An 18,278-nucleotide genomic window follows, 5' to 3' on the forward strand; every position below is an offset into this window, starting at 1 on the left:
ATCAACAGGCTTATGTCAGGGTTTTTCACCTTTGAGCCGGCGCAGTTCGATGTCCGCCAGGCAGGTGTTCAGGTCCCCCAGGTGGTCGATGACCGAGTGCACCCCCAGACCGAAGAGTTGCAGGGTGGCCTTGCCGCGCTTGAGTTCGCGCTCCTGCTGGCTCAGAGCCTGCCATTCACTTGGTGTCAGGCCGCACAGGGACCCGCAGGAGGCCAGGCCTATGGTCCAGAGTCCGGCGTTGAGCCCTGACTGCAGAAGTTGCGGTTCACCGCTGACCAGTACACAACCCTCGAGGCGGGACACCTTGAGGGTCATCAGCGCCTGCCAGCAGGCGTCGGGAGCGGGCCAGGGAGCGGGAGCGGCGGGGGTGGGTTTGATCCAGTCGGGCAGGGCGGCGGCCAGGTGGCTGCTGCTGGCGCAGGGTAGTTGCTCGAGCCAGGCGCAGGGAATGCCCAGTTGTTGCAGATGACGCAAGGTGTCCAAAGCTCCTGGAGTGGTCCGGACCTGTTCCGGGCCAGGGCGCGTGGTGGTTTGCAGGCGCGTGCGCGCACCGAAATCCACCAGGCAGCCACTGAGGCCGAAGAGCACCGCGGTCAATGGCGCTGCTGTCTGGGCTAAGGCATCGGCGTGGGGCATATCAACGTCCTTGAAATTCTTCTCGAGGCTAGCCGGGGAAGATGACATGCAGGTGACAGTGAGGTGAATGCGAACAGGATTGATTGACTGATGCCTCCAGGCTGCTTGCAGTGATGCTGCCTAAACAGGCCTATCCGCTTTATACTCCTCGACCTAACCTCAGGGCATAGCCCCACGAGAGAACAATCCAAGGAGTTTCCTGCTATGCGCTGGAGCCGTTATCTAGTTCCGCTATGTATGAGTGCCGGTGTGACGCTGGCTCCCCTGGTCGCCCAGGCGGCCGAAGAGGACCCGTGGGAAAGCATCAACCGTCCCATCTTCATGTTCAACGATACCCTTGATACCTATGCCCTGAAGCCGCTGGCCCAAGGCTACCAGGCCGTGACGCCGCAGTTTTTGGAAGACGGTATCCACAACATGTTCCGCAACCTTGGTGACGTCGGCAACCTGGCCAACGACATCCTCCAGGCCAAGCCTCGTGCCGCCGGTGTGGATACTGCGCGCCTGCTGATGAACACCACATTGGGGCTGGCGGGCTTCTTTGACGTCGGTACCCAGATGGGTCTGCAGCGCAATGACGAAGACTTTGGCCAGACTCTCGGCTATTGGGGCGTGGGCAGCGGTCCTTACGTGATGCTGCCGTTGCTGGGCCCTAGCACCCTGCGTGACGCGCCGGCCAAGTATGTGGACAGCTACACCTTGCCTTATCGCTACATGAACGACATCCCTGCGCGCAACATCACCATGGGCGTGAACGTGGTTGATACTCGTGCCAGCCTGCTGGCTGCGGACAAGCTGATTCGCGGTGATCGCTACACCTTTGTGCGCAATGCCTATCTGCAGAATCGTGAATTCAAGGTCAAGGATGGTCAGGTCGAAGACGACTTCTGATCGGGCGACGGTCTTGCAGAAACTGAAAAGGCGGCCATCAGGCCGCCTTTTTCATGGGAGTAAGTTTTACTTCATCTTAAGGATTGTAAGCCCAAGTTTCTGGCTGCCACCCTCCTGTGAGTTGACCCAGACCACTTCGGTCTCCGCTTCCAGGCCTCTGAGGGCTGCATGCTCCGAGTCGATACGCACACTCAGTAGGTCGCCGACCTGAAATGAACGGGGTGCCTGGACCTGCATGCCGCTGCTGGAAAGGTCAATGCAGACCGCTTCTATCACCTGTCCCTGGTGGATCAGCGTGACCTCGGCATCCACCCGCATACGGATGTAATCGCGCTTTTCACTGTAGTCACGCTGGTTTTGATTCATGGGTTCCATCCTGCGATTGAGTTGCGGTTTTAGCGGTTTTTATAACTCCCGGTGATTTGCGGTGTAAAGACGTCAGGCGACCATCGGCATGAGCTTGAAACGCCCCGCGGATGGGAGTACCGTCTGCGCCTTAGAAGGGCACCTCTGATGAGCGGGCGTGCAGGGCTGAAGGTCCTGGCTCCACTTCAGAGTGGCTAGAAAGCGAATCCAGTAGCGTGCGCCAGGCCTTGGGCCAAGCCACCTACGCCAACCTAATTCTGGCGCCGTTTGCCCACATGCAAAAAACCAGTGCCACGCTGCTGATAATCGATGACGACGAAGTAGTACGCGCGAGTCTCGCGGCCTATTTGGAAGACAGTGGCTTCAGCGTACTGCAGGCTGCTAACGGCCAGCAGGGTCTTCAGGTATTCCAGCGCGACAACCCCGATCTGGTGATCTGCGATCTGCGCATGCCGCAGATGGGCGGTCTCGAACTTATCCGTCAAGTGACCGAGTTGTCGCCGCAGACCCCGGTGATAGTGGTTTCGGGGGCGGGCGTGATGAACGACGCGGTTGAAGCGCTGCGCCTGGGTGCGGCGGACTACCTGATCAAGCCTCTGGAAGATCTGGCCGTGCTCGAGCACTCAGTGCGTCGAGCCCTGGATCGAGCGCGCTTGTTGCTGGAAAACCAGCGTTATCGAGAAAAGCTCGAAGCCGCCAACCGCGAACTCGAGGCCAGCCTCAATCTGCTTCAGGAAGATCAGAACGCCGGTCGCCAGGTGCAGATGAACATGCTGCCCACCAGTCCCTGGTCGATCGATGAGTTTAATTTCGCGCACCAGATCATCCCTTCGCTCTACCTGTCGGGGGATTTCGTCGACTACTTCCGCGTCGACGAGCGTCGGGTTGCCTTCTACCTGGCTGATGTTTCCGGCCATGGTGCGTCATCAGCCTTCGTCACCGTGCTGTTGAAGTTCATGACCACGCGCCTGCTGTTCGAATCCAAGCGCAACGGTACCTTGCCGGAATTCAAGCCTTCGGAAGTACTGGGCCATATCAACCGTGGCCTGATCAGTTGTAAGCTGGGCAAACACGTCACGATGGTCGGTGGAGTTATCGACGAGGAGACTGGTTTGTTGACCTATAGCATTGGCGGGCACTTGCCGTTGCCGGTGTTGTACACACCAGACAGTGTGCGTTATCTGGAAGGGCGTGGTTTGCCGGTAGGCCTGTTCAACGAGGCTACCTATGAAGACCACATTCTGGAACTGCCCCCAGTGTTCAGCTTGACGCTGATGTCCGATGGCATTCTGGACCTTTTGCCCGAACCTACACTCAAAGAAAAAGAAGCGGCCTTGCCTGAACGGGTGAGAGCTGCGGGCGGCAGCCTGGATGGCCTGCGGCAAGTTTTTGGATTGGCCACGCTAGGGGAGATGCCGGATGATATCGCCCTGTTAGTGTTGAGCAGGAACCTTTAATGAGTACCGGTAGAATCCAGTTCGCCGAGCAGGACGGCACTTTTGTCCTGAAGTTCATCGGTGAAGTGCGCCTGACCCTGTGTTCGGCGTTGGATGCGACTATTGAGCGGATTTTCACTGCGCTGAATTTCTCGGCGATCGTGATCGACCTCACTGAAACCCGCAGCATCGACAGCACTACTCTGGGCCTGCTGGCCAAGTTGTCGATCCTATCGCGGCAGAAGGTAGGTCTATTGCCCACCGTCGTCACCACCCACGAAGACATTACCCGGCTGTTGCAGTCCATGGGCTTCGATCAGGTGTTCAACATCGTCGATCGTCCGATTCCTTGCCCGGAATGCCTGGCCGACTTGCCTTCCCAGGACCAGTCGGAAGAAGTGGTGCGGATTAAGGTCCTGGAGGCTCACAAGATTCTGATGGGGCTCAACGACTCCAACCGCGAAGCCTTCCATGATCTGGTGAACGCTCTGGAGCGTCACTGATTCGCTGAAACGCACGGCATAAAAAAGGGCGAACCTGTGAGGGTTCGCCCTTTTTGCGTTGGTACTGAGCAATCAGAGCTTGGCAGCCAGCAGGGCTTCGAGTTTTTCCTGGTCACGGGCAAACTGACGAATGCCTTCAGCCAGTTTCTCAGTGGCCATGGCGTCTTCATTGGAGGCCCAGCGGAACTGCGATTCGTTCAGGCTCTGACGGGCTTCGCCGGTCTTGCCCGGGCTCAGCTTGCGCTCTAGCTGGCCAGTGTCGGCTGCCAGCTTCTCGATCAGGTCTGGGCTGATGGTAAGGCGGTCACAGCCGGCCAGTTGCTCGATCTGGTTCAGGTTGCGGAAGCTGGCACCCATGACCACGGTCTTGTAGTCGTTGGCCTTGTAGTAGTTGTAGATGCGTGTGACCGACTGTACGCCCGGATCATCGGCGCCGGTGTAGTCGCTGCCGTTGGCTTTTTTGTACCAATCGTAGATCCGACCCACAAATGGCGAGATCAGGAAGACTCCGGCCTCGGCGCAGGCCACGGCCTGAGCGAAGGAAAACAGCAGGGTCAGGTTGGTCTGGATGCCTTCACGCTCCAGCTTCTCGGCGGCACGAATGCCTTCCCAGGTGGAAGCGATTTTGATCAGCACTCGATCGCGTCCTACGCCAGCCTTTTCATAAAGTTCGACCAGGCGATGGGCGCGTTTGAGCATCGCGTCAGTGTCGAACGACAGCCGGGCGTCCACTTCAGTGGAAATACGACCGGGAATGACCTTGAGAATCTCTTGGCCGACAGCTACGCCAAAGCGATCGCTGGCCAGACCGACATCACCCTTGCAGTCGCTGACGCAAGCGTTCAACAGGTCGGCATAGCCAGGAATGGCGGCAGCCTTGAGCAGCAGCGAAGGGTTGGTGGTGGCATCCACCGGCTTGACCCGGGCGATAGCGTCGAAGTCGCCGGTATCAGCTACCACGGTAGTGATTTTCTTCAGTTGTTCCAGCTTGGAAGTCATGAGCGTGCTCTGTCCTATGGGTCTGATGACATTACCCGAGCGCTGTCAGGCGCTCAAGGGCGCGGAAGGCTTACAACGGCCCCAAGGGCGGCGGCCTGAAAACAGGTGTTTGAATGCTGGGGCGTGATTCAGGTAATTGAGATACCAAAAGCCAGATCAGGTTCAACCCGGCTGATGGTTAACGCCCTTCAAGCAGTTGCCCGGCCTGATCCAGCAGGCCCAGTGGGTCCTTGGTCTTGTGAATATCCACCGACAACAACTGGCGAAATTTGCGAGCCCCAGGGAAGCCCGTCCCCAGTCCCAGCACATGGCGAGTGATGTGGTGCATCGCGCCACCGCATGCCAGATGCTCGGCAATATAAGGTCGCAGTTGTGTCAGGGCCTCGGCCCGGGAAATGACCGGTGCGGTGCTGCCGAACAGCTGTTGGTCCACCTCGGCCAGCAGATAGGGATTGTGATAGGCCTCACGACCCAACATCACCCCATCAAAGGTCTGCAGATGTTCATGGCAGGCCTCCAGGGTCTTGATTCCACCGTTAAGGATGACTTCCAACTGCGGGAAATCCGCTTTCAACTGTGCCGCCACGTCATAGCGCAGTGGTGGAATATCCCGGTTCTCCTTGGGCGAGAGCCCTTCGAGAATCGCGATCCGCGCATGCACGGTAAAACTGGTGCAGCCGGCATCCTGGACCTGGCCGACGAAATCACACAGTTCGGCATAACTGTCGCGACCGTTGATCCCGATTCGATGCTTGACCGTCACCGGAATCGACACCGCATCGCGCATGGCCTTCACGCAATCGGCCACCAGCGCCGGATGCCCCATCAGGCAGGCGCCGATCATATTGTTCTGCACCCGATCGCTGGGGCAACCGACATTCAGGTTGACCTCGTCATAACCGTGCTCCTGGGCCATGCGCGCGCAGGCCGCCAGATCCGCTGGAGTACTGCCGCCCAGTTGCAGCGCCAGAGGATGTTCGGACTGGTGATAGCGCAGGAAGCGTTCATGATCACCGTTGAGCAACGCACCGGTGGTAACCATCTCGGTGTAGAGCAGGGTGTGTTTGGACAGTAGACGCAGGAAGAATCGGCAGTGACGGTCAGTCCAATCCATCATAGGTGCAACGCTAAACCGCCGAGACAGCGTAGGGCTTGAGTTTACTGGGGCTGTAGCTGAATTCTGGACCATTTTGCTCTACGTGTTTAAGGCGTTTTTTCGGGCGTTTTCAGGCGTTTTTTAAGGCTCGGTGGTACGATGTACCACTCAAAAACTGACGCGTACCACTTTCGATATGGCGACTATCAGGGCAAGAAAACTGGCAGATGGGAGTGTGAGCTACACGGCTCAGATCCGCATCAAGCGCGACGGAGTGCAAGTTTACCAAGAGAGCCAGACCTTCGCCCGAAAACAGGCCGCTCAGGCCTGGGCGCGTAAGCGCGAGTCGGAGCTCGATGAACCTGGCGCGATCGAGCGGGCAAGCCGCAAGGGCGCCACGCTCAAAGATATGACCGAACGCTACCTGGTAGAGGTCGAGAAAGCCCGGCCGTTGGGTAAGACCAAGCGCGCGACCCTCAATGCCATCGGTGAGACGTACCTCGGCGGGCTGACCGACACGGACATCAATACCCAGTGCTTGGTCGATTTCGCACTGTGGCGGATGAGCAAGGAGGGCGGTGGGGTTCAACCTCAAACCGCCGGCAATGACCTGGCGCACCTCGGCGCTGTTCTGGCAATTGCCAAGGATGCGTGGGGGTACCAAGTAGACCCGCTCGCCATGGGCGGCGCCCGGCGCGTATTACGCAAGCTGGGCTACAACCTGAAAAGCCGTGAGCGCGACCGCCGGCCGACTTTGGACGAGTTGGGAAGGGTGCTGACGCACTACCAAGACATGCAGGCGAGGCGCCCAACTGTCATCAATATGCTGAAAGTCGTGGGCTTTGCCCTGTTCTCTACGCGCCGGCTGGATGAAATAACCCGTATTCGCTGGGCCGACGTCGACGAGCATGGTCAGCGAGTTTTGGTGCGCGACATGAAGAACCCCGGGCAGAAGATCGGCAACGATGTCTGGTGTTACCTGCCGGACGAGGCGTGGCAGATTCTCCAGACGATGCCAAAGGCCGGCGACGACATATTCCCCTACAGCCCTGAATCTATCTCCACTTCCTGGACCAAAGCCTGCAAGTTCTTGAACATCGCAGATCTGCACTTCCATGACCTTCGCCACGAAGGCATCAGTCGTCTTTTCGAAATGGACTGGGATATCCCACGTGTTGCGAGCGTTTCAGGGCATAGGGATTGGAACTCGATGAGGCGCTACACCCACCTGCGCGGGAAGGGTGATCGTTATGTGGGATGGGAATGGCACGAGAAGATGTTGAGGGCGCCCGTCCAACTGGGCGCCGCATCAATGAAGTGGCTCAGTAGGCGGGTTTTATCCCGTTGAGCTGGTTGTGCTCTTTAACCGCGGCCGCGCGCTGTAGATCTAGGTAAGCGGCGAGGTCGGTGAGGTGGATGCCCTTGGCCGACTTCTGGCTCGGTTCTAGGCGGGTGATTGGTAGTTTGATCTGACCATTCAGCACCTTGCGCTGGAACATTTCCGGCGTTAGGTGTGTGAAGTAATCCCGGCAAACCTGTTCCAGCGAGATTATCGCTTGACCGTCGTATTGGGCCATCAGAATAAAGGCTGTGTTCATGGTGCATTCCTCGCACCGCAGTTCGGGCAGTCGTCGAATCGCTGATCCTCGCTGAGGAAGCGGCCGCAGCCGTCGCAGTTGGTGAGGTTGCTGTATTTCCTTGTGCGCTGGACCTTGATCTTGGGCAACCGCAGGCCAGCAGCCCGGAGCGCCTGTTTGTGATCGAGCAGCGAGGCCCGAACGACGGGGCGCGAACGCTCAACTATGTAGCCGCATGGCCATAGCTCAAATTCCTTCGACCGATACCCGACAGCATCTGATGCCCCTGGGTGAATCGCCTGTTCCAGGTCGGCGGTTGGCCCTTTCCCGCCGAGCCAGACGAGGTCGTTCCCGTCCCAGGTGCGTGCGTAGGCCACATACACACGGCCGTCATCGTTACGGTAGGCCTCGGCTTCAGACCGGGTCAGGTACTGGCAGTCAACTCCGATTTCCGCCCGTGCCCGAACATACGCTGCGGGCCAGGGCAGGTCGGTGTCGCGGCTCTCGAACTGCTTCACCGCGCGCTCGCTAGTGAATTGCTCGGCTTCGTCCAGGTTCGAGGTGTATCCGCCGCCGGACTTCCAGAACATGGCGCGGCTGCCGACGTTGCTGCGGCTGTCCTGTAGATAGAAAAGATCAGACATTGTGGGCCTCCAGTTCAAAGCAGAAACGATTGGCGTGTCAGCCGCAGTTCGATTCGTTGAGCTGCACCCACGTCGCCAGCATCCTGGATGTCACATATGAAATAGAGCCGTTTGCGGTTCTTGTCGGTGAGGCTGGCCGTAAGTTGTCCGGCGGCGGTGCCGCACTGCTGATAGGAGTCAGGCCCAATCCAGCGTTGAACCGGGATCACCTGACAATCCGTGCGGGCGGCACTGGTGCACAGGTACAGCAAAAGGAAGACGTTCATGCGGCCCCCTTAATGTTGACGGGTTCCCAGGTGGACTCGCAGAGCCCGTAGGCGCTGGAGCAGGCGGATGAATCGGTTTCTATGAGCAGATCAAATTGGATTCCGCCTCGGGCCGTCTTGGACCACTCCACGGCCTGGCGGATGCAGGCAATTTCCATTATCTCGGCAGCGCTCAGTCCCGCGATCGAGCCCCTGGGGTGCTTTGCGTTTGATCCAGCAAAGAAGGTTGCCGCACCGTATTTGCTGGCTAGTTGCGTGATGCTCTCCCACCGCTCAATGCGGTCTATCACCTCGGGGAACCGCAAGGCGATCTCGCGAAGTTCATCCTTGCGGCAGTTTATGCAGGGCATGCAGCCAACTCGTCCCATACCCTGGGAGTACAGCGGGTTTGGTTTGATGCCCATGTATCGATGGGCTTCGAATACTGCTGGGATGTCCCACTTCAAAATCGGTCGGTAGTTGAAGAGACCGCCTCCCACTTCGTCGCACTCGGGCAGGTAGCGGCGGTTTAGCGATTCGTCCGCACGTACCCCTTGCCAGCTTATGAGCATGTCCCCCTTGCCCATCAGGGGCATGATGACCTGTTCAAGCATCGGGTCCCGCTTCAGTTCCATAGTGCAGAATTGGGCCTTGCGGCTCGGGAAGCGGCCTTTCCAGATGCACAGATCTAGGAAAGGGTTTCCAGTGGGTTGGAGCACGTCAAGAGCCGCCAGGACAACGCTTTCTGAAATGCCTTGCTCGCGCCATTTGGTTTCGATGAAACGACGCTTGCCCTCGATGCGCTTGGTAAAGTCGGCCCGAACCCGAGTGAGCCTGATTCCCGTGGCTTTTTCCAGGTAGTCCAGATACGCATAGGTCAACTCATGCTCGTTGCCGGTGTCAGCAAACACTGCTTGGAGGTTTGGCGTCTCTAGGGCAATCGCGACAAGCAGGGTCGCGGTGCTGTCTTTGCCACCGCTGAGGCTGACGATGTTGTGGGTGGTCATGCTGCACCTCCCTGGCTAATGTAGAGCTTGGCAACCGTATGGCCTTCTTGCTCCCATGCTTCGGCCAGGTCCGCGTCTTGTGTCCAATCCAGCACGTCGCCAGCCTGCATTTGAGTGAACATGAACGGCTTCTGTTGCACTGTCGTTTGTGCTTGCGGCTCACATGCCAGCAGCAGTCCTGCCATGTAGTCGATGGCCTGCATTGTGTCGTCGTTGTTTTCGCCGAACACCCTGCGGGCTGTCGCTTCTGCTAGAGCTACGGCTGCACGCCAGTCTGCTGGCGACTGTTTGTTAGGTTCGTCAGCCTCCCAGCCAATGGCACGCCGGCGACGCATTAGATTAAGTGCGTCGGCGGCGCCCTGGGTGAGGTGCGCAGGTTGGCGACAATTGCCGGCCGCCAGGTCATCGACGAACTCCTCCAGGGCATCCATGGCTGCCAGGCCGTGACCAAGGCTCCAGGCGACTACTTCACCGCCCTCGACTTCCTGCGGGATGGTTTGACCAGTGGATCGACAGATGACGATGGTGTCGTAGCGCGGTGTGGTAGCCTCTGCGGTGCCGCCTTCGGGTTGATTCACTTGCATGGTGCTTCTCCTTTGGGGTGGTCGGTGTCGAGGGGTTGCAGCCCCTCGGCACCACTCTTTCGAAATAATTCAGCCGGCGATGCGAACAAGGAAAATTTCCAGGTCCTTCAATCCATCGTTCTCGTCGTGAGCTGTCTGCCACTTCAATACTTCGTCGATTTGCTGGCGGGAGCAGTCATCCACGAGCAATGTGCGTTCTCCGCGCTCAATCCTTACTTCCATGATCGAAAGCAGGCCCGCCTGGGCGTATGCATCCGCGTGGATGATGCTGGTGGGCTTTCCTTGCGCGTTTCGCTGCTCCTCGATCTGCCTTAGTTGGCGGGTCTTTCCCGTCGCCCTAGCGCCTTTGATGACCTTGATATGCATGGTGCTTCTCCTTTGGGGGTGCCCAGGCGTTGCAGCACCTGGGCGGTTGGGTTAGCGGACGATGGCCAGCAGTACGTCCGGCGCGAGGTTGCCCAGGACGATCAGGACAGCCAGCGCCGCGGCGCTGCAGGTCAACGTGATCGCGTTGTCACTCAAGGTCGGTTCGTTGTCGTCTTGCATGGTGCTTCTCCTTTGGGGTGCCGAAGCGTTGCAGCGCTTCGGTGATGGGGTTCAGGGCTGGAATACCCAGCAGCGAACGGTTTTCGGTTTGTCGAACGCGTCCAGCAACCGGGCTGAGTTGACGCCCTTGTTCGACTCCAGAAACTTGGGTGACTTGCTCGTTTTCAGCAGGCGCTTCAGATCGCTGAGCGCAGGCACCTGCTGGCGCTTGTTGGCAGCCATCTCGACGAATTCATTGAGGTTCACGGCGATTAACCCGTCCTTGCGCGCATGGTTGAGCGCGCCTTTCTCATCCATGCCGTTGAGGAAGTCGTACAGGTCCCAAAACTCGCGCACGGTCGGGTGATCGGCGTTGATGGCCTGCTGGCGCTCCAGGGCCATGCGGTTGACCTCGGCGTGTGCTAGGGCCTTCCGGTGTTCGCCGAGGGGCACCACGTCTGCCAATGCATCCACCAGGCTGCGCAGTTGGGCGTGGTTCTTTGCGATACGAACGGTACGGACGCCGGGCTGGGCCAGCAGTTCTTGCTCGTAGCCGGAGGTGTTTTCCTCCATCAGGCGCATGGTGTTGGCTTCGCGTTGCAGTGCCTTGATCAGGAAGCCGCTGATGTTTTCCATCGGCATGCGCTCCAGTTGCTCGGCGAACTGCTTGGTTTCCGGGGTGTGGTGCTCCCGGGTCAGGTGGACGTGGCAGAGTCGCTGCAGGATCGGCTCCGAAGCGTTCACCGGGTTGTTCTGCGCGATCAGCAGGGCGGCGCGGAAGGGCGGTTCGTGGGTGTCGTTGCCGTTGTTTTTGACGCCGGTAGAGCGAACGCTGCGGCCGTTGTAGGCGGTTTTCAGTTCGTCCCAGTCGAAGTGCTTCACTGGCTGGCCTTCCTTTTGCTCACGCTCTGACTCAATCAGCACTACCGGTAAGTTGCTGACCTGCGAGAAGTTGCGCGCACGGCTTGCGGCGGTCGCTTTGGATGGGTCGAAACCTTCGTAGTCGGTACGGCCGACCAGTTTCCACAACAGCTCCACCAGGGTGGTTTTACCCGAACCGGCTTCCCCTACCAGCTCCAAGAACATCAGTGATTTATGGATCTGGCGGATCTGCTCGGCGTGCAAGGCTCCCAGCCACCAGGCCAGCACTACCAGACCCTGCACGCCAAAGCAGCGCCAGTAGATATCGAACCAACCTTCGTTGTAGGTGTTGAGGTCGGTATTGATGTGCAGCACCGGCGACTGGCTCTGGGACTTGATGCTCAACTTTCCGAGGTCGAAAAAGTCTTCCTTGTTGCGCATCTGGATCTTTCCGCCGAAGAAGGCGAGGTCGTTGAAGACGTAGGCTCCGTGCTCGCGGCTGTAGCCGATCCATTCGATGGTGTTCACGGTTTTCAGGCAATCGAGCTGGGGCGCGAGAATCCGCTTCAGCTGTTGGGCGCTGCCCTCAAACATTGCACCGTTGGAGACGTTGAGCAGGCGATTGGCGAACTCAGGCGCTGAGGTGAGCTGCTTGGCCGTGAAAGTGCTTTTGATGACTGCCCCTTGAGGGCGCTCGATGCGGAAGTAGTACCAGGCCTCATCGGTAAGGTCGTTGCGCATGTAGTACAGCGCTTGGAAATTGCAGTTGGCGATGCTGGTCACGGAGCCAGACTGGCGCAGCGCCTTGTAGCGACGCTGTTGATCACTGAGCAACTGGTCTTCATGGCGCTCTGAACTCTCCAGATCGCTCATGGCGCGGTCATACCGCTCAAGGTCCAGACGAAACCAATACAGGCGCTTGCGGAACGAAAAGTGGAATTCCTTGCGCTCGTCGCGCAGGTAGATGAGAAAGCCCTTTTCTTCAGCGGAATCGGCAAGCAGCAGGTCGCCCTGGTGAAGGGCCTCTTCCAGGTCTTGCTGGATACGTTCGGCTCGTTCGTCCTCACCCTCGATAGATTTCCAGCGCAGGTGCAGGTCGTTCCAATCGACTTTTTTGCCATTGGGCTGGGGGATCACTGCTGCCTTACAGGTGAAGCCCAGGTCGCGCGCATCCTTCGCCCAGCGGCGCATGTTGGCCTTGGCGACTGGCTCGTTATCGAGCGCCCACACTAGGCGCGGAAGGGGTCTGTCAGCGTCGCGGCGCAGTTTGACCAACGCCTTGAGGGAATCGATAGGGCAGGGGGCGCTGGACATCATGGACACGGCCGAGACGTCGTTGTGTCCCAGGGCAATGGCGTCAAATATCCCTTCGTTAATCCAGAGCTCGTCGACTTCCAGCAGATCCAGGTTTGGTGGGCACCACCAGACGCCCTTATAACCTGGCTGGCCCTCGCCGGTGGGGCGGAAGCGCGCCTTCATCTTGCCGAATCGTTCAGGCCGATCGATCAGGCGCTCCCAGTAGCCGCCCTTCTCAAGTGGGAAGCGCACTGTGGCGCTGCCGATGTTGAGGCGGCTGTCCCAGTAGTTTTCTTGAGTGAACCAACCGGCGATCAGCTCAAACTTAAAGCCCCGTGCAAACTCAAGGTAGGCGCGTGCCGTCGCAATCGGGTTATCCGGTGTCGACGGAGCGGTCTTGCTCCAGTCGTTGAACAGATCGTCGTAGATGTCCTTTACGTGGACGCGGTGGTCGCACTTTTCTGGCCGTCCGCATATCAACGTCCAGGGCGAGTCGTAGAAGGTGTACAGGGTCTTCTGGCCGCAACTTGGCGCAGGGCAAACACCCTTGCGCATGTAGTTGGTGCCGGGCATGTGCTTGAGCTGGTAATCCCGCTCAATGCGCTGGATGACTTCGGCTCGCAGCCTATGTTCCATTTCCATCGTGGCTTACTTCGCTTCGTCGAGACTATGTTTCAGGGCGCCAATCAGGCGTTTTTGCGCAGCCATGACCGGAAAGGCCACGAGCAGCGAGCCGTGCCGCAGGCCTTCGGGGATCATGCGAAAGCGGTCGTCATACCAGTGCTCGTTGAACTGGGCGCTATAGTCAGCTCGGAGCGCTTGAAGCAGGGCTTCCGCCTGGTCGCGGGGCAGTTTTGCGGTGATGGCGATGTCGATTTCCATGGTCCACCTCAGATTTCGGGCAAAGCTCACCCAAACCCACGGGAAACGGGGCTGGGCGGGGTGTTTTAAAAGGGCGTTATCGAGGGTGCGGCTTGAGAGCAGAGTCGCGCTGGGTGAGCAGAGTCTGTGGCAGAAGCCTTGCCGGGACTGGGTAGCGCAGATCGGCTCGGGTATCGATCAGATGCACGACCTTGCAGCCAGGAACGGAGCCCCAATCGACACCAATCCATTTGCGCTGCTTGATTACCTGCAGCTCAGTCCAGGCGTTGTGCACCAGCTGTTCAGCCATGAATAGCGGCACTTCCAGGGCGGTCGTCAGGTGTCGGACACAGTTGTCGTAGAGCCTGTCGGAATCCACCAGGTACTGCGCTTCATGTCGTTGTAGATAGGCAAACGCCGCACGTTGCATGCTGCTGCGGTAGTCATGGGGTAGGTGTTCGTGATTCATGGCGCACACTCCATTTCCATTTGGTCGAGCAGATCGGGTTGATCGTTGGCCGTCTTCATTGCCGCACGGCGTAAGGCGATGTCGGCGACGGGAAGGTGCACGGATGGGTTAGCCATGCCGCTGGGGCTCATCTCGTGGGTCATCTCGAATTCAGCGCGTACTGACCAACCACAGGCCTCGTTGGTGCACTGCAGGTAGGCCACCCGCAGGAAAATGTGGGTGCCCTCGCTGGTACGAATGCGCATGCGGCTGAGGCAGTGCGGGCAGACAAGCTTGTAGGTGCTCATGCTCAGAGGGGCTCGGCAATTTCGAAGGCAACACTCAACGGTGTGATTGCGTCGCCAATTGCGATACGGATTTCCGTACCCGCAAGGCCTCCGTTGGCCGTCTTTACGGTTTCCTTTAGGGTGTCTAGCCGCTGCTGGGCTTTTGCCAAAAGCTGGAGCAGATTTTCACGTTCATTTTCAAGGAGATCATTCATGGCAATTCATCCAAACAGGACAGTTGAAGAGCTGGAGCGTCGATTGAACGAGCGGTGTGAGGCTCTGTTGAAAGTCATGAAAGGCTTCCGAGAGGCAACACACACCACTTTGACTGGCTCCGAACCCGGACGGGCCATTAAGGGCCAAGACATACGTTTCGCTGTCGACGATGTGTCTACCGCTTTGAAGGAAATCAAATCCCAGTTGGGAAAGGGCTGATGCCTTACCGTCTTCAACGTGCACCTGCCTTGCTGTGTAGTTGAATCGTGGCCAGCACCTCGGCATGTCGTGCCGACATATAGCGCTGATGTGCGGCTAGGATGGCCTCGGCCTCCCCAGGCTCGATAACGCCGTCGTCCAGGGCCTTGGCGATGATCTGGTCGACATAGCCGCGCTTGGCAGCGGCATTCACGGAGCGGCTGTAAAGGTCGATGTTGTCCAGAGTTTCGGGCTTGGCTAGGGGCACAAACATGCCGCCGTAGAGGCTTGCGATGTACTCGGGCAGATGAGTAGTGCGGGAGTCTTGTTCCAGCAGGTGTATCTGTTCATCGCTGAGCGGACGGCTGCCGGCGTTCTCGTAAACGTGGTTGTCGAACTTCTTGAGTTCGTAGCCGAGACGTGCGGCTGCACACTCACGACCGCCGGGGTAATCGCAGATCACCGCACTCATCACCTGTCGTTTGGTCACTAGAACCGGGCGTTTCATCTTCTGGTTTCTCCTTGAAGTCATCGCCCCTACAGTGCATTTACAGAGCCGGTACGGAGGGGGGTTCGGCGTTTTCAGCGAGGATTCCGGGTAAAACCTCTTTGCCAATCACTCGGGACAGGTCCCGCAGTATCTGGAAGGTCAGCCGTCCACGAGGCAACGTTTTGTGGCCCGCCCAGCGTTGAACTACTTGCGTCACGGTTCGCACCTCGTAGCCATGGCTGAGGGCGAACTGGCGGAAGTTGCTGCCTCGCTCGATCAGTCGTGCCTGAATCTGGCGCTTTTCCATGGCTTCGCTCATGGTTGGAGTGTTCCTAGTTGGTTAAGATGTACCTGTTTGTTCGCAGTATATGCACCTAAATGGGTATGTCAAACGGATTATATGAAAAAATGAGTATAGCTAAGCGCCTGCGCAATGTTCTCGACGAGAAAGGCCTCTCCATAAAGGAGGCTTCTCAGGTCGTAGGCATCCCTTACAGGACGCTCCAAAACTATCTTTTGGACGAGCGCGAGCCCAATGCAAAGGCTATGACAGCGTTTCGCACTCATTTGGGTATAAGTCTTGACTGGCTGCTTACTGGGGAGGGGTCAATGTTCCCGGGCCAAGGTGGTGAGGCATCTGGCGTTCAAACCACGACCATGCAGGAGGAGGCCATTCTCGAGCTGTTTCGTTCGCTTGGAGAGGCCGGAAAAAGAGAGATACAAAGCGCTGCTGAGGAAAAGAAACGTTTAATGGATGTCGAGCAGCGCCTCAAGGAATTGACTGAATCTCTTGCTGACACTAAACGGCCGGCATAGTCTGCATCCATTAAGTTCGGATCAGTCAGAGGGGACGCTCGGGGCACCAGTTGCAGCAGTCGGCGATAAAGCTAAGGACGGTTATGAAAGTGAGTCTTTTTTTAAATGCGGGCGTCTGTCTGGCGGTGCTGACTTTCTCTGCATCTGCATCCGCGGCTACCTGTGACAGTATCCTGGTGGCGCTCAAGCAAGAACGTCACCTGACCCAAGTCAGGCAAACCGAAGGCAATCGCACTACTGAATATCGGGACGGCCCGAACATTACCCTGTCAGTTAGCTGTGGTGTCGGAAAACCTAACCTCGCGATCACTTGGGATGGTCCCGAACCTGATTCGCAGTATTACGACCTGGTCGGTCGGGCTGGCAGTCTGGTTTCCTCTCGGTCTGCCACTGGTATCGTCAAAGCATCGAAGCAATGCCGTAGTAGGGCCCTCAAGGACGATGGGGAAATTGCAACGATCGAGGAAGACGATCTCGCTCTTGAATGTCAGGCATTCGTCCGTGACGGGGGCAGCACGACCATTTCTGTGTTCGCCGAATAACGCAGTTGTCTAAGACGCGGACCCGCCTTTTGCGGGTTTTTTTGATTCCTCTTTCGCCGCCTGCAGCCGCTTCCACTCCCGATCAACTGCACGTTTTGCAGTGTATTTGTTGGCGTAAAGCCACAGCAGACGCTTGGGTTTCTTCTGGTCACCGGCCGTCCTGGTCTTCTCTTTTCCGGTTTTCTCGTCGCGGTAGTAGGCGATGATTCCTGTGTAGTCCTGTTGGTTTTCTTCGGCCAAGCCTTCGACCGTGTCCTCTGGCAGCTTGCTTTCCAGGTCCAGGCTCACGGTGTAGCCACTGTCTGCGCTGAGGGTGTGCTGCACGTTGCCGCCATACCAGATGATTTCGTCAATTTCGGCTTTCACGCCCTGGAGGGTGTAGGTGAGTTCGGGTATCAGATCCGGCCTACCTCTGGCCAGGGTGTAGCTGAGTGTTGCGCTTCCGCGTTGCAGTCGATTGAGCTCGGCTCGGGCAGCACGTAGCGCGGATTGCCTGTCGCTGTAGGTGTGACGGAGATCCTTTAGGTTTTCACCTCCTCCGGCAATGGCTTCCTGTTTTTTCGCGCTGTTCACGTCGTAGAAGTACGCCCGAACCCCGTCATAGCTGTCGCGTTCGGCTTGCAGATAACGATGTGAGTCTCCGTCGGAGCGAGTCAGCGTGATGTGTGGCAGATCCAGGCCGCTGGCTGTCTTGCCTCCACCCGCTGGAATGCACAGCAGGCAGCCGGCCTTGACGCTGATCACCGCGTCGAAGTCTTCACCCAGGCGGCTGATCAAGTTGGCGTCGGACTCATTGGCTTGAATCAGGTGAGGGATGGGGAGTCCATCGAGTGCGCCGGCGATTGTCGCTGTAAGGCCGTTGCCTACGGCGATATCGCCGAGGATATCCCCCAGGGTTTTGTTGCTCCAGCTGCGCTCGCGCTTGGTCTTCAGCCCTTTGCGCAGGTCCGCTGATCGAGCGCGGATGCTCAGTACATCCGGGGCGCCGCTGTGTTCGGTTTCGTCGACGGTGTAGGTACCTTTGTCAACCAGGCCTGTGTCGCTCCAGCCAAGCCAGAGGCGCACCACTGCGCCTTTTGGGGGGATCGCTAATAGACCGTCGTGATCGCTGAGGGTGATGCTGAGTTGATCGGCTTCGATTCCTCGGTTGTCGGTCAGGTCCAGGCTCAACAGTCGGGGACTGATCAGCTGAGCAATGTCATTGCCGTTCACGGTCATGCGGAACGCAGGAACGGCATAGATCGCGTCGCGCTGGTACTGCTCGGTGGTATCTCGAAGGTAAGCCGTTACGCGGGCAATCGCAGCATCGATCATAGGAGAGCTCGGAGAATGTTGACGCCCGTGCTGGTAGCTGCGCCCAACAGGTCGATCCGGTCATCGTCGATACGCTTGAGCGTGAGGCTGAACTCAATTCGCCGCGGTGTACCGTCGCTGAAGAAAATGGTCTTGGTTTCACTCAGACTTTCAATGATCCAGAGGCCGTAGATTCGTCCGCTGCCCTCAATCACCGGCCATGCCTTGCCCGTATTTGCCATGTGCCTTAGTGCGTCGAGGCTGAGCACCGTGCCGGCCAGCTCAGGAAGCAGTATCCCCGGAAGGGTGATGGTGTCCTCTCCGCGTCCGAGGAATTGCCGGGCGGGTGGTGCGCCGAAACGATTGTTGCTGGCGTGACGCCAGTCGGTCTGGCGTTGCAGCTCCTGGTAGGCCAGCGTGTGCAGGCTGAAAACGAACATGCCAAGGGCAAGCATCATGGC

The 18,278-nt window shown here is 58.2% G+C and carries 27 protein-coding genes; 7 read left to right on the top strand and 20 right to left on the bottom strand.

Annotated elements, in window-relative coordinates:
• Positions 1-15 precede the first annotated feature (15 nt).
• Positions 16-636: a phosphatase gene (locus tag WIN67_RS10295; RefSeq protein WP_102879032.1), complete on the bottom strand. Its 621-nt coding sequence runs from the start codon at positions 634-636 to the stop codon at positions 16-18.
• Positions 637-840: 204 nt separating this feature from the next.
• Here WIN67_RS10295 and WIN67_RS10300 point away from each other — a divergent pair, with 204 nt between their 5' ends.
• Positions 841-1,527, top strand: a complete 687-nt coding sequence (locus WIN67_RS10300; protein ID WP_339071150.1) for a VacJ family lipoprotein — start codon at positions 841-843, stop codon at positions 1,525-1,527.
• A gap of 66 nt (positions 1,528-1,593) precedes the next feature.
• Here WIN67_RS10300 and WIN67_RS10305 read toward each other — a convergent pair whose 3' ends face one another.
• Positions 1,594-1,893: a PilZ domain-containing protein gene (locus WIN67_RS10305; RefSeq protein ID WP_110652579.1), complete on the bottom strand. Its 300-nt coding sequence runs from the start codon at positions 1,891-1,893 to the stop codon at positions 1,594-1,596.
• Positions 1,894-2,168: 275 nt separating this feature from the next.
• Between WIN67_RS10305 and rssB the strand changes: the two genes are divergently transcribed.
• Positions 2,169-3,350, top strand: coding sequence for a two-component system response regulator RssB (gene rssB / locus WIN67_RS10310; RefSeq protein ID WP_102864100.1), 1,182 nt, complete (start codon positions 2,169-2,171; stop codon positions 3,348-3,350).
• Complete coding sequence (rssC, locus tag WIN67_RS10315) at positions 3,350-3,832, top strand: anti-sigma factor antagonist RssC (RefSeq protein ID WP_102863752.1); 483 nt, start codon at positions 3,350-3,352, stop codon at positions 3,830-3,832. The genes rssB and rssC overlap by 1 nt, the downstream gene beginning before the upstream one ends.
• A gap of 72 nt (positions 3,833-3,904) precedes the next feature.
• On the opposite strand, the gene tal is transcribed toward rssC, so the two are convergent.
• Positions 3,905-4,831 carry a transaldolase gene (gene tal, locus WIN67_RS10320; RefSeq protein WP_102863751.1) on the bottom strand — a complete coding sequence of 309 codons (927 nt, stop codon included), beginning with the start codon at positions 4,829-4,831 and terminating at the stop codon, positions 3,905-3,907.
• Positions 4,832-5,009: 178 nt separating this feature from the next.
• Entirely contained in the window at positions 5,010-6,020 is a 1,011-nt protein-coding gene (gene dusA, locus WIN67_RS10325; protein WP_339071151.1) for a tRNA dihydrouridine(20/20a) synthase DusA, read from the bottom strand.
• A gap of 103 nt (positions 6,021-6,123) precedes the next feature.
• Here dusA and WIN67_RS10330 point away from each other — a divergent pair, with 103 nt between their 5' ends.
• Positions 6,124-7,275, top strand: coding sequence for a site-specific integrase (locus WIN67_RS10330; RefSeq protein WP_339071152.1), 1,152 nt, complete (start codon positions 6,124-6,126; stop codon positions 7,273-7,275).
• Here WIN67_RS10330 and WIN67_RS10335 read toward each other — a convergent pair.
• The 12 genes from WIN67_RS10335 to WIN67_RS10390 form a co-directional block, all read right to left on the bottom strand.
• Positions 7,250-7,525 carry a pyocin activator PrtN family protein gene (locus WIN67_RS10335; protein WP_339071153.1) on the bottom strand — a complete coding sequence of 92 codons (276 nt, stop codon included), beginning with the start codon at positions 7,523-7,525 and terminating at the stop codon, positions 7,250-7,252. The two genes, WIN67_RS10330 and WIN67_RS10335, sit on opposite strands and share 26 nt — an antisense overlap.
• Positions 7,522-8,148 carry a hypothetical protein gene (locus WIN67_RS10340; RefSeq protein ID WP_339071154.1) on the bottom strand — a complete coding sequence of 209 codons (627 nt, stop codon included), beginning with the start codon at positions 8,146-8,148 and terminating at the stop codon, positions 7,522-7,524. Before WIN67_RS10340 ends, WIN67_RS10335 begins: the two co-directional genes overlap by 4 nt.
• 14 nt (positions 8,149-8,162) lie before the next feature.
• On the bottom strand, positions 8,163-8,414 hold the full coding sequence (locus WIN67_RS10345; RefSeq protein ID WP_339071155.1) for a hypothetical protein: 252 nt from the start codon (positions 8,412-8,414) through the stop codon (positions 8,163-8,165).
• Complete coding sequence (locus tag WIN67_RS10350) at positions 8,411-9,400, bottom strand: phosphoadenosine phosphosulfate reductase family protein (RefSeq protein ID WP_339071156.1); 990 nt, start codon at positions 9,398-9,400, stop codon at positions 8,411-8,413. The genes WIN67_RS10345 and WIN67_RS10350 overlap by 4 nt, the downstream gene beginning before the upstream one ends.
• Complete coding sequence (locus WIN67_RS10355; protein ID WP_339071157.1) at positions 9,397-9,984, bottom strand: hypothetical protein; 588 nt, start codon at positions 9,982-9,984, stop codon at positions 9,397-9,399. The genes WIN67_RS10350 and WIN67_RS10355 overlap by 4 nt, the downstream gene beginning before the upstream one ends.
• A gap of 69 nt (positions 9,985-10,053) precedes the next feature.
• On the bottom strand, positions 10,054-10,350 hold the full coding sequence (locus WIN67_RS10360) for a hypothetical protein (protein ID WP_339071158.1): 297 nt from the start codon (positions 10,348-10,350) through the stop codon (positions 10,054-10,056).
• A 51-nt stretch (positions 10,351-10,401) separates the two neighbouring features.
• Complete coding sequence (locus WIN67_RS10365; protein WP_256674751.1) at positions 10,402-10,530, bottom strand: hypothetical protein; 129 nt, start codon at positions 10,528-10,530, stop codon at positions 10,402-10,404.
• Positions 10,531-10,581: 51 nt separating this feature from the next.
• Entirely contained in the window at positions 10,582-13,302 is a 2,721-nt protein-coding gene (locus WIN67_RS10370; protein ID WP_339071160.1) for a bifunctional DNA primase/helicase, read from the bottom strand.
• Positions 13,303-13,314: 12 nt separating this feature from the next.
• On the bottom strand, positions 13,315-13,548 hold the full coding sequence (locus WIN67_RS10375) for a hypothetical protein (RefSeq protein WP_339071161.1): 234 nt from the start codon (positions 13,546-13,548) through the stop codon (positions 13,315-13,317).
• A gap of 76 nt (positions 13,549-13,624) precedes the next feature.
• Positions 13,625-13,996 carry a hypothetical protein gene (locus WIN67_RS10380; protein WP_339071162.1) on the bottom strand — a complete coding sequence of 124 codons (372 nt, stop codon included), beginning with the start codon at positions 13,994-13,996 and terminating at the stop codon, positions 13,625-13,627.
• Positions 13,993-14,283, bottom strand: a complete 291-nt coding sequence (locus WIN67_RS10385; RefSeq protein ID WP_339071163.1) for an ogr/Delta-like zinc finger family protein — start codon at positions 14,281-14,283, stop codon at positions 13,993-13,995. The genes WIN67_RS10380 and WIN67_RS10385 overlap by 4 nt, the downstream gene beginning before the upstream one ends.
• 2 nt (positions 14,284-14,285) lie before the next feature.
• A complete protein-coding gene (locus tag WIN67_RS10390; RefSeq protein WP_339071164.1) occupies positions 14,286-14,477 on the bottom strand; it encodes a hypothetical protein in 192 nt (63 codons plus the stop codon).
• Between WIN67_RS10390 and WIN67_RS10395 the strand changes: the two genes are divergently transcribed.
• On the top strand, positions 14,476-14,697 hold the full coding sequence (locus tag WIN67_RS10395) for a hypothetical protein (RefSeq protein WP_053157205.1): 222 nt from the start codon (positions 14,476-14,478) through the stop codon (positions 14,695-14,697). The two genes, WIN67_RS10390 and WIN67_RS10395, sit on opposite strands and share 2 nt — an antisense overlap.
• 13 nt (positions 14,698-14,710) lie before the next feature.
• On the opposite strand, the gene WIN67_RS10400 is transcribed toward WIN67_RS10395, so the two are convergent.
• Positions 14,711-15,184: a YmfL family putative regulatory protein gene (locus WIN67_RS10400; protein WP_339071165.1), complete on the bottom strand. Its 474-nt coding sequence runs from the start codon at positions 15,182-15,184 to the stop codon at positions 14,711-14,713.
• A gap of 40 nt (positions 15,185-15,224) precedes the next feature.
• Entirely contained in the window at positions 15,225-15,473 is a 249-nt protein-coding gene (locus tag WIN67_RS10405; protein WP_339071699.1) for a hypothetical protein, read from the bottom strand.
• A 101-nt stretch (positions 15,474-15,574) separates the two neighbouring features.
• Between WIN67_RS10405 and WIN67_RS10410 the strand changes: the two genes are divergently transcribed.
• On the top strand, positions 15,575-15,982 hold the full coding sequence (locus WIN67_RS10410; protein ID WP_053157208.1) for a helix-turn-helix domain-containing protein: 408 nt from the start codon (positions 15,575-15,577) through the stop codon (positions 15,980-15,982).
• 83 nt (positions 15,983-16,065) lie between these two features.
• The gene (locus WIN67_RS10415) at positions 16,066-16,524 is read left to right on the top strand and encodes a hypothetical protein (RefSeq protein WP_339071166.1); all 459 of its coding nucleotides are present in this window, start codon (positions 16,066-16,068) and stop codon (positions 16,522-16,524) included.
• Positions 16,525-16,533: 9 nt separating this feature from the next.
• Here WIN67_RS10415 and WIN67_RS10420 read toward each other — a convergent pair whose 3' ends face one another.
• A complete protein-coding gene (locus WIN67_RS10420) occupies positions 16,534-17,838 on the bottom strand; it encodes a phage late control D family protein (protein WP_339071167.1) in 1,305 nt (434 codons plus the stop codon).
• Positions 17,835-18,275 (bottom strand): phage tail protein, encoded by a 441-nt coding sequence (locus WIN67_RS10425; RefSeq protein WP_339071168.1) that lies wholly within the window; start codon positions 18,273-18,275, stop codon positions 17,835-17,837. The genes WIN67_RS10420 and WIN67_RS10425 overlap by 4 nt, the downstream gene beginning before the upstream one ends.
• Positions 18,276-18,278 lie beyond the last annotated feature (3 nt).

Origin of the sequence: Pseudomonas idahonensis (assembly GCF_037903935.1) — a bacterium.
Classification (GTDB): Bacteria; Pseudomonadota; Gammaproteobacteria; order Pseudomonadales; family Pseudomonadaceae; genus Aquipseudomonas; species Aquipseudomonas danubii.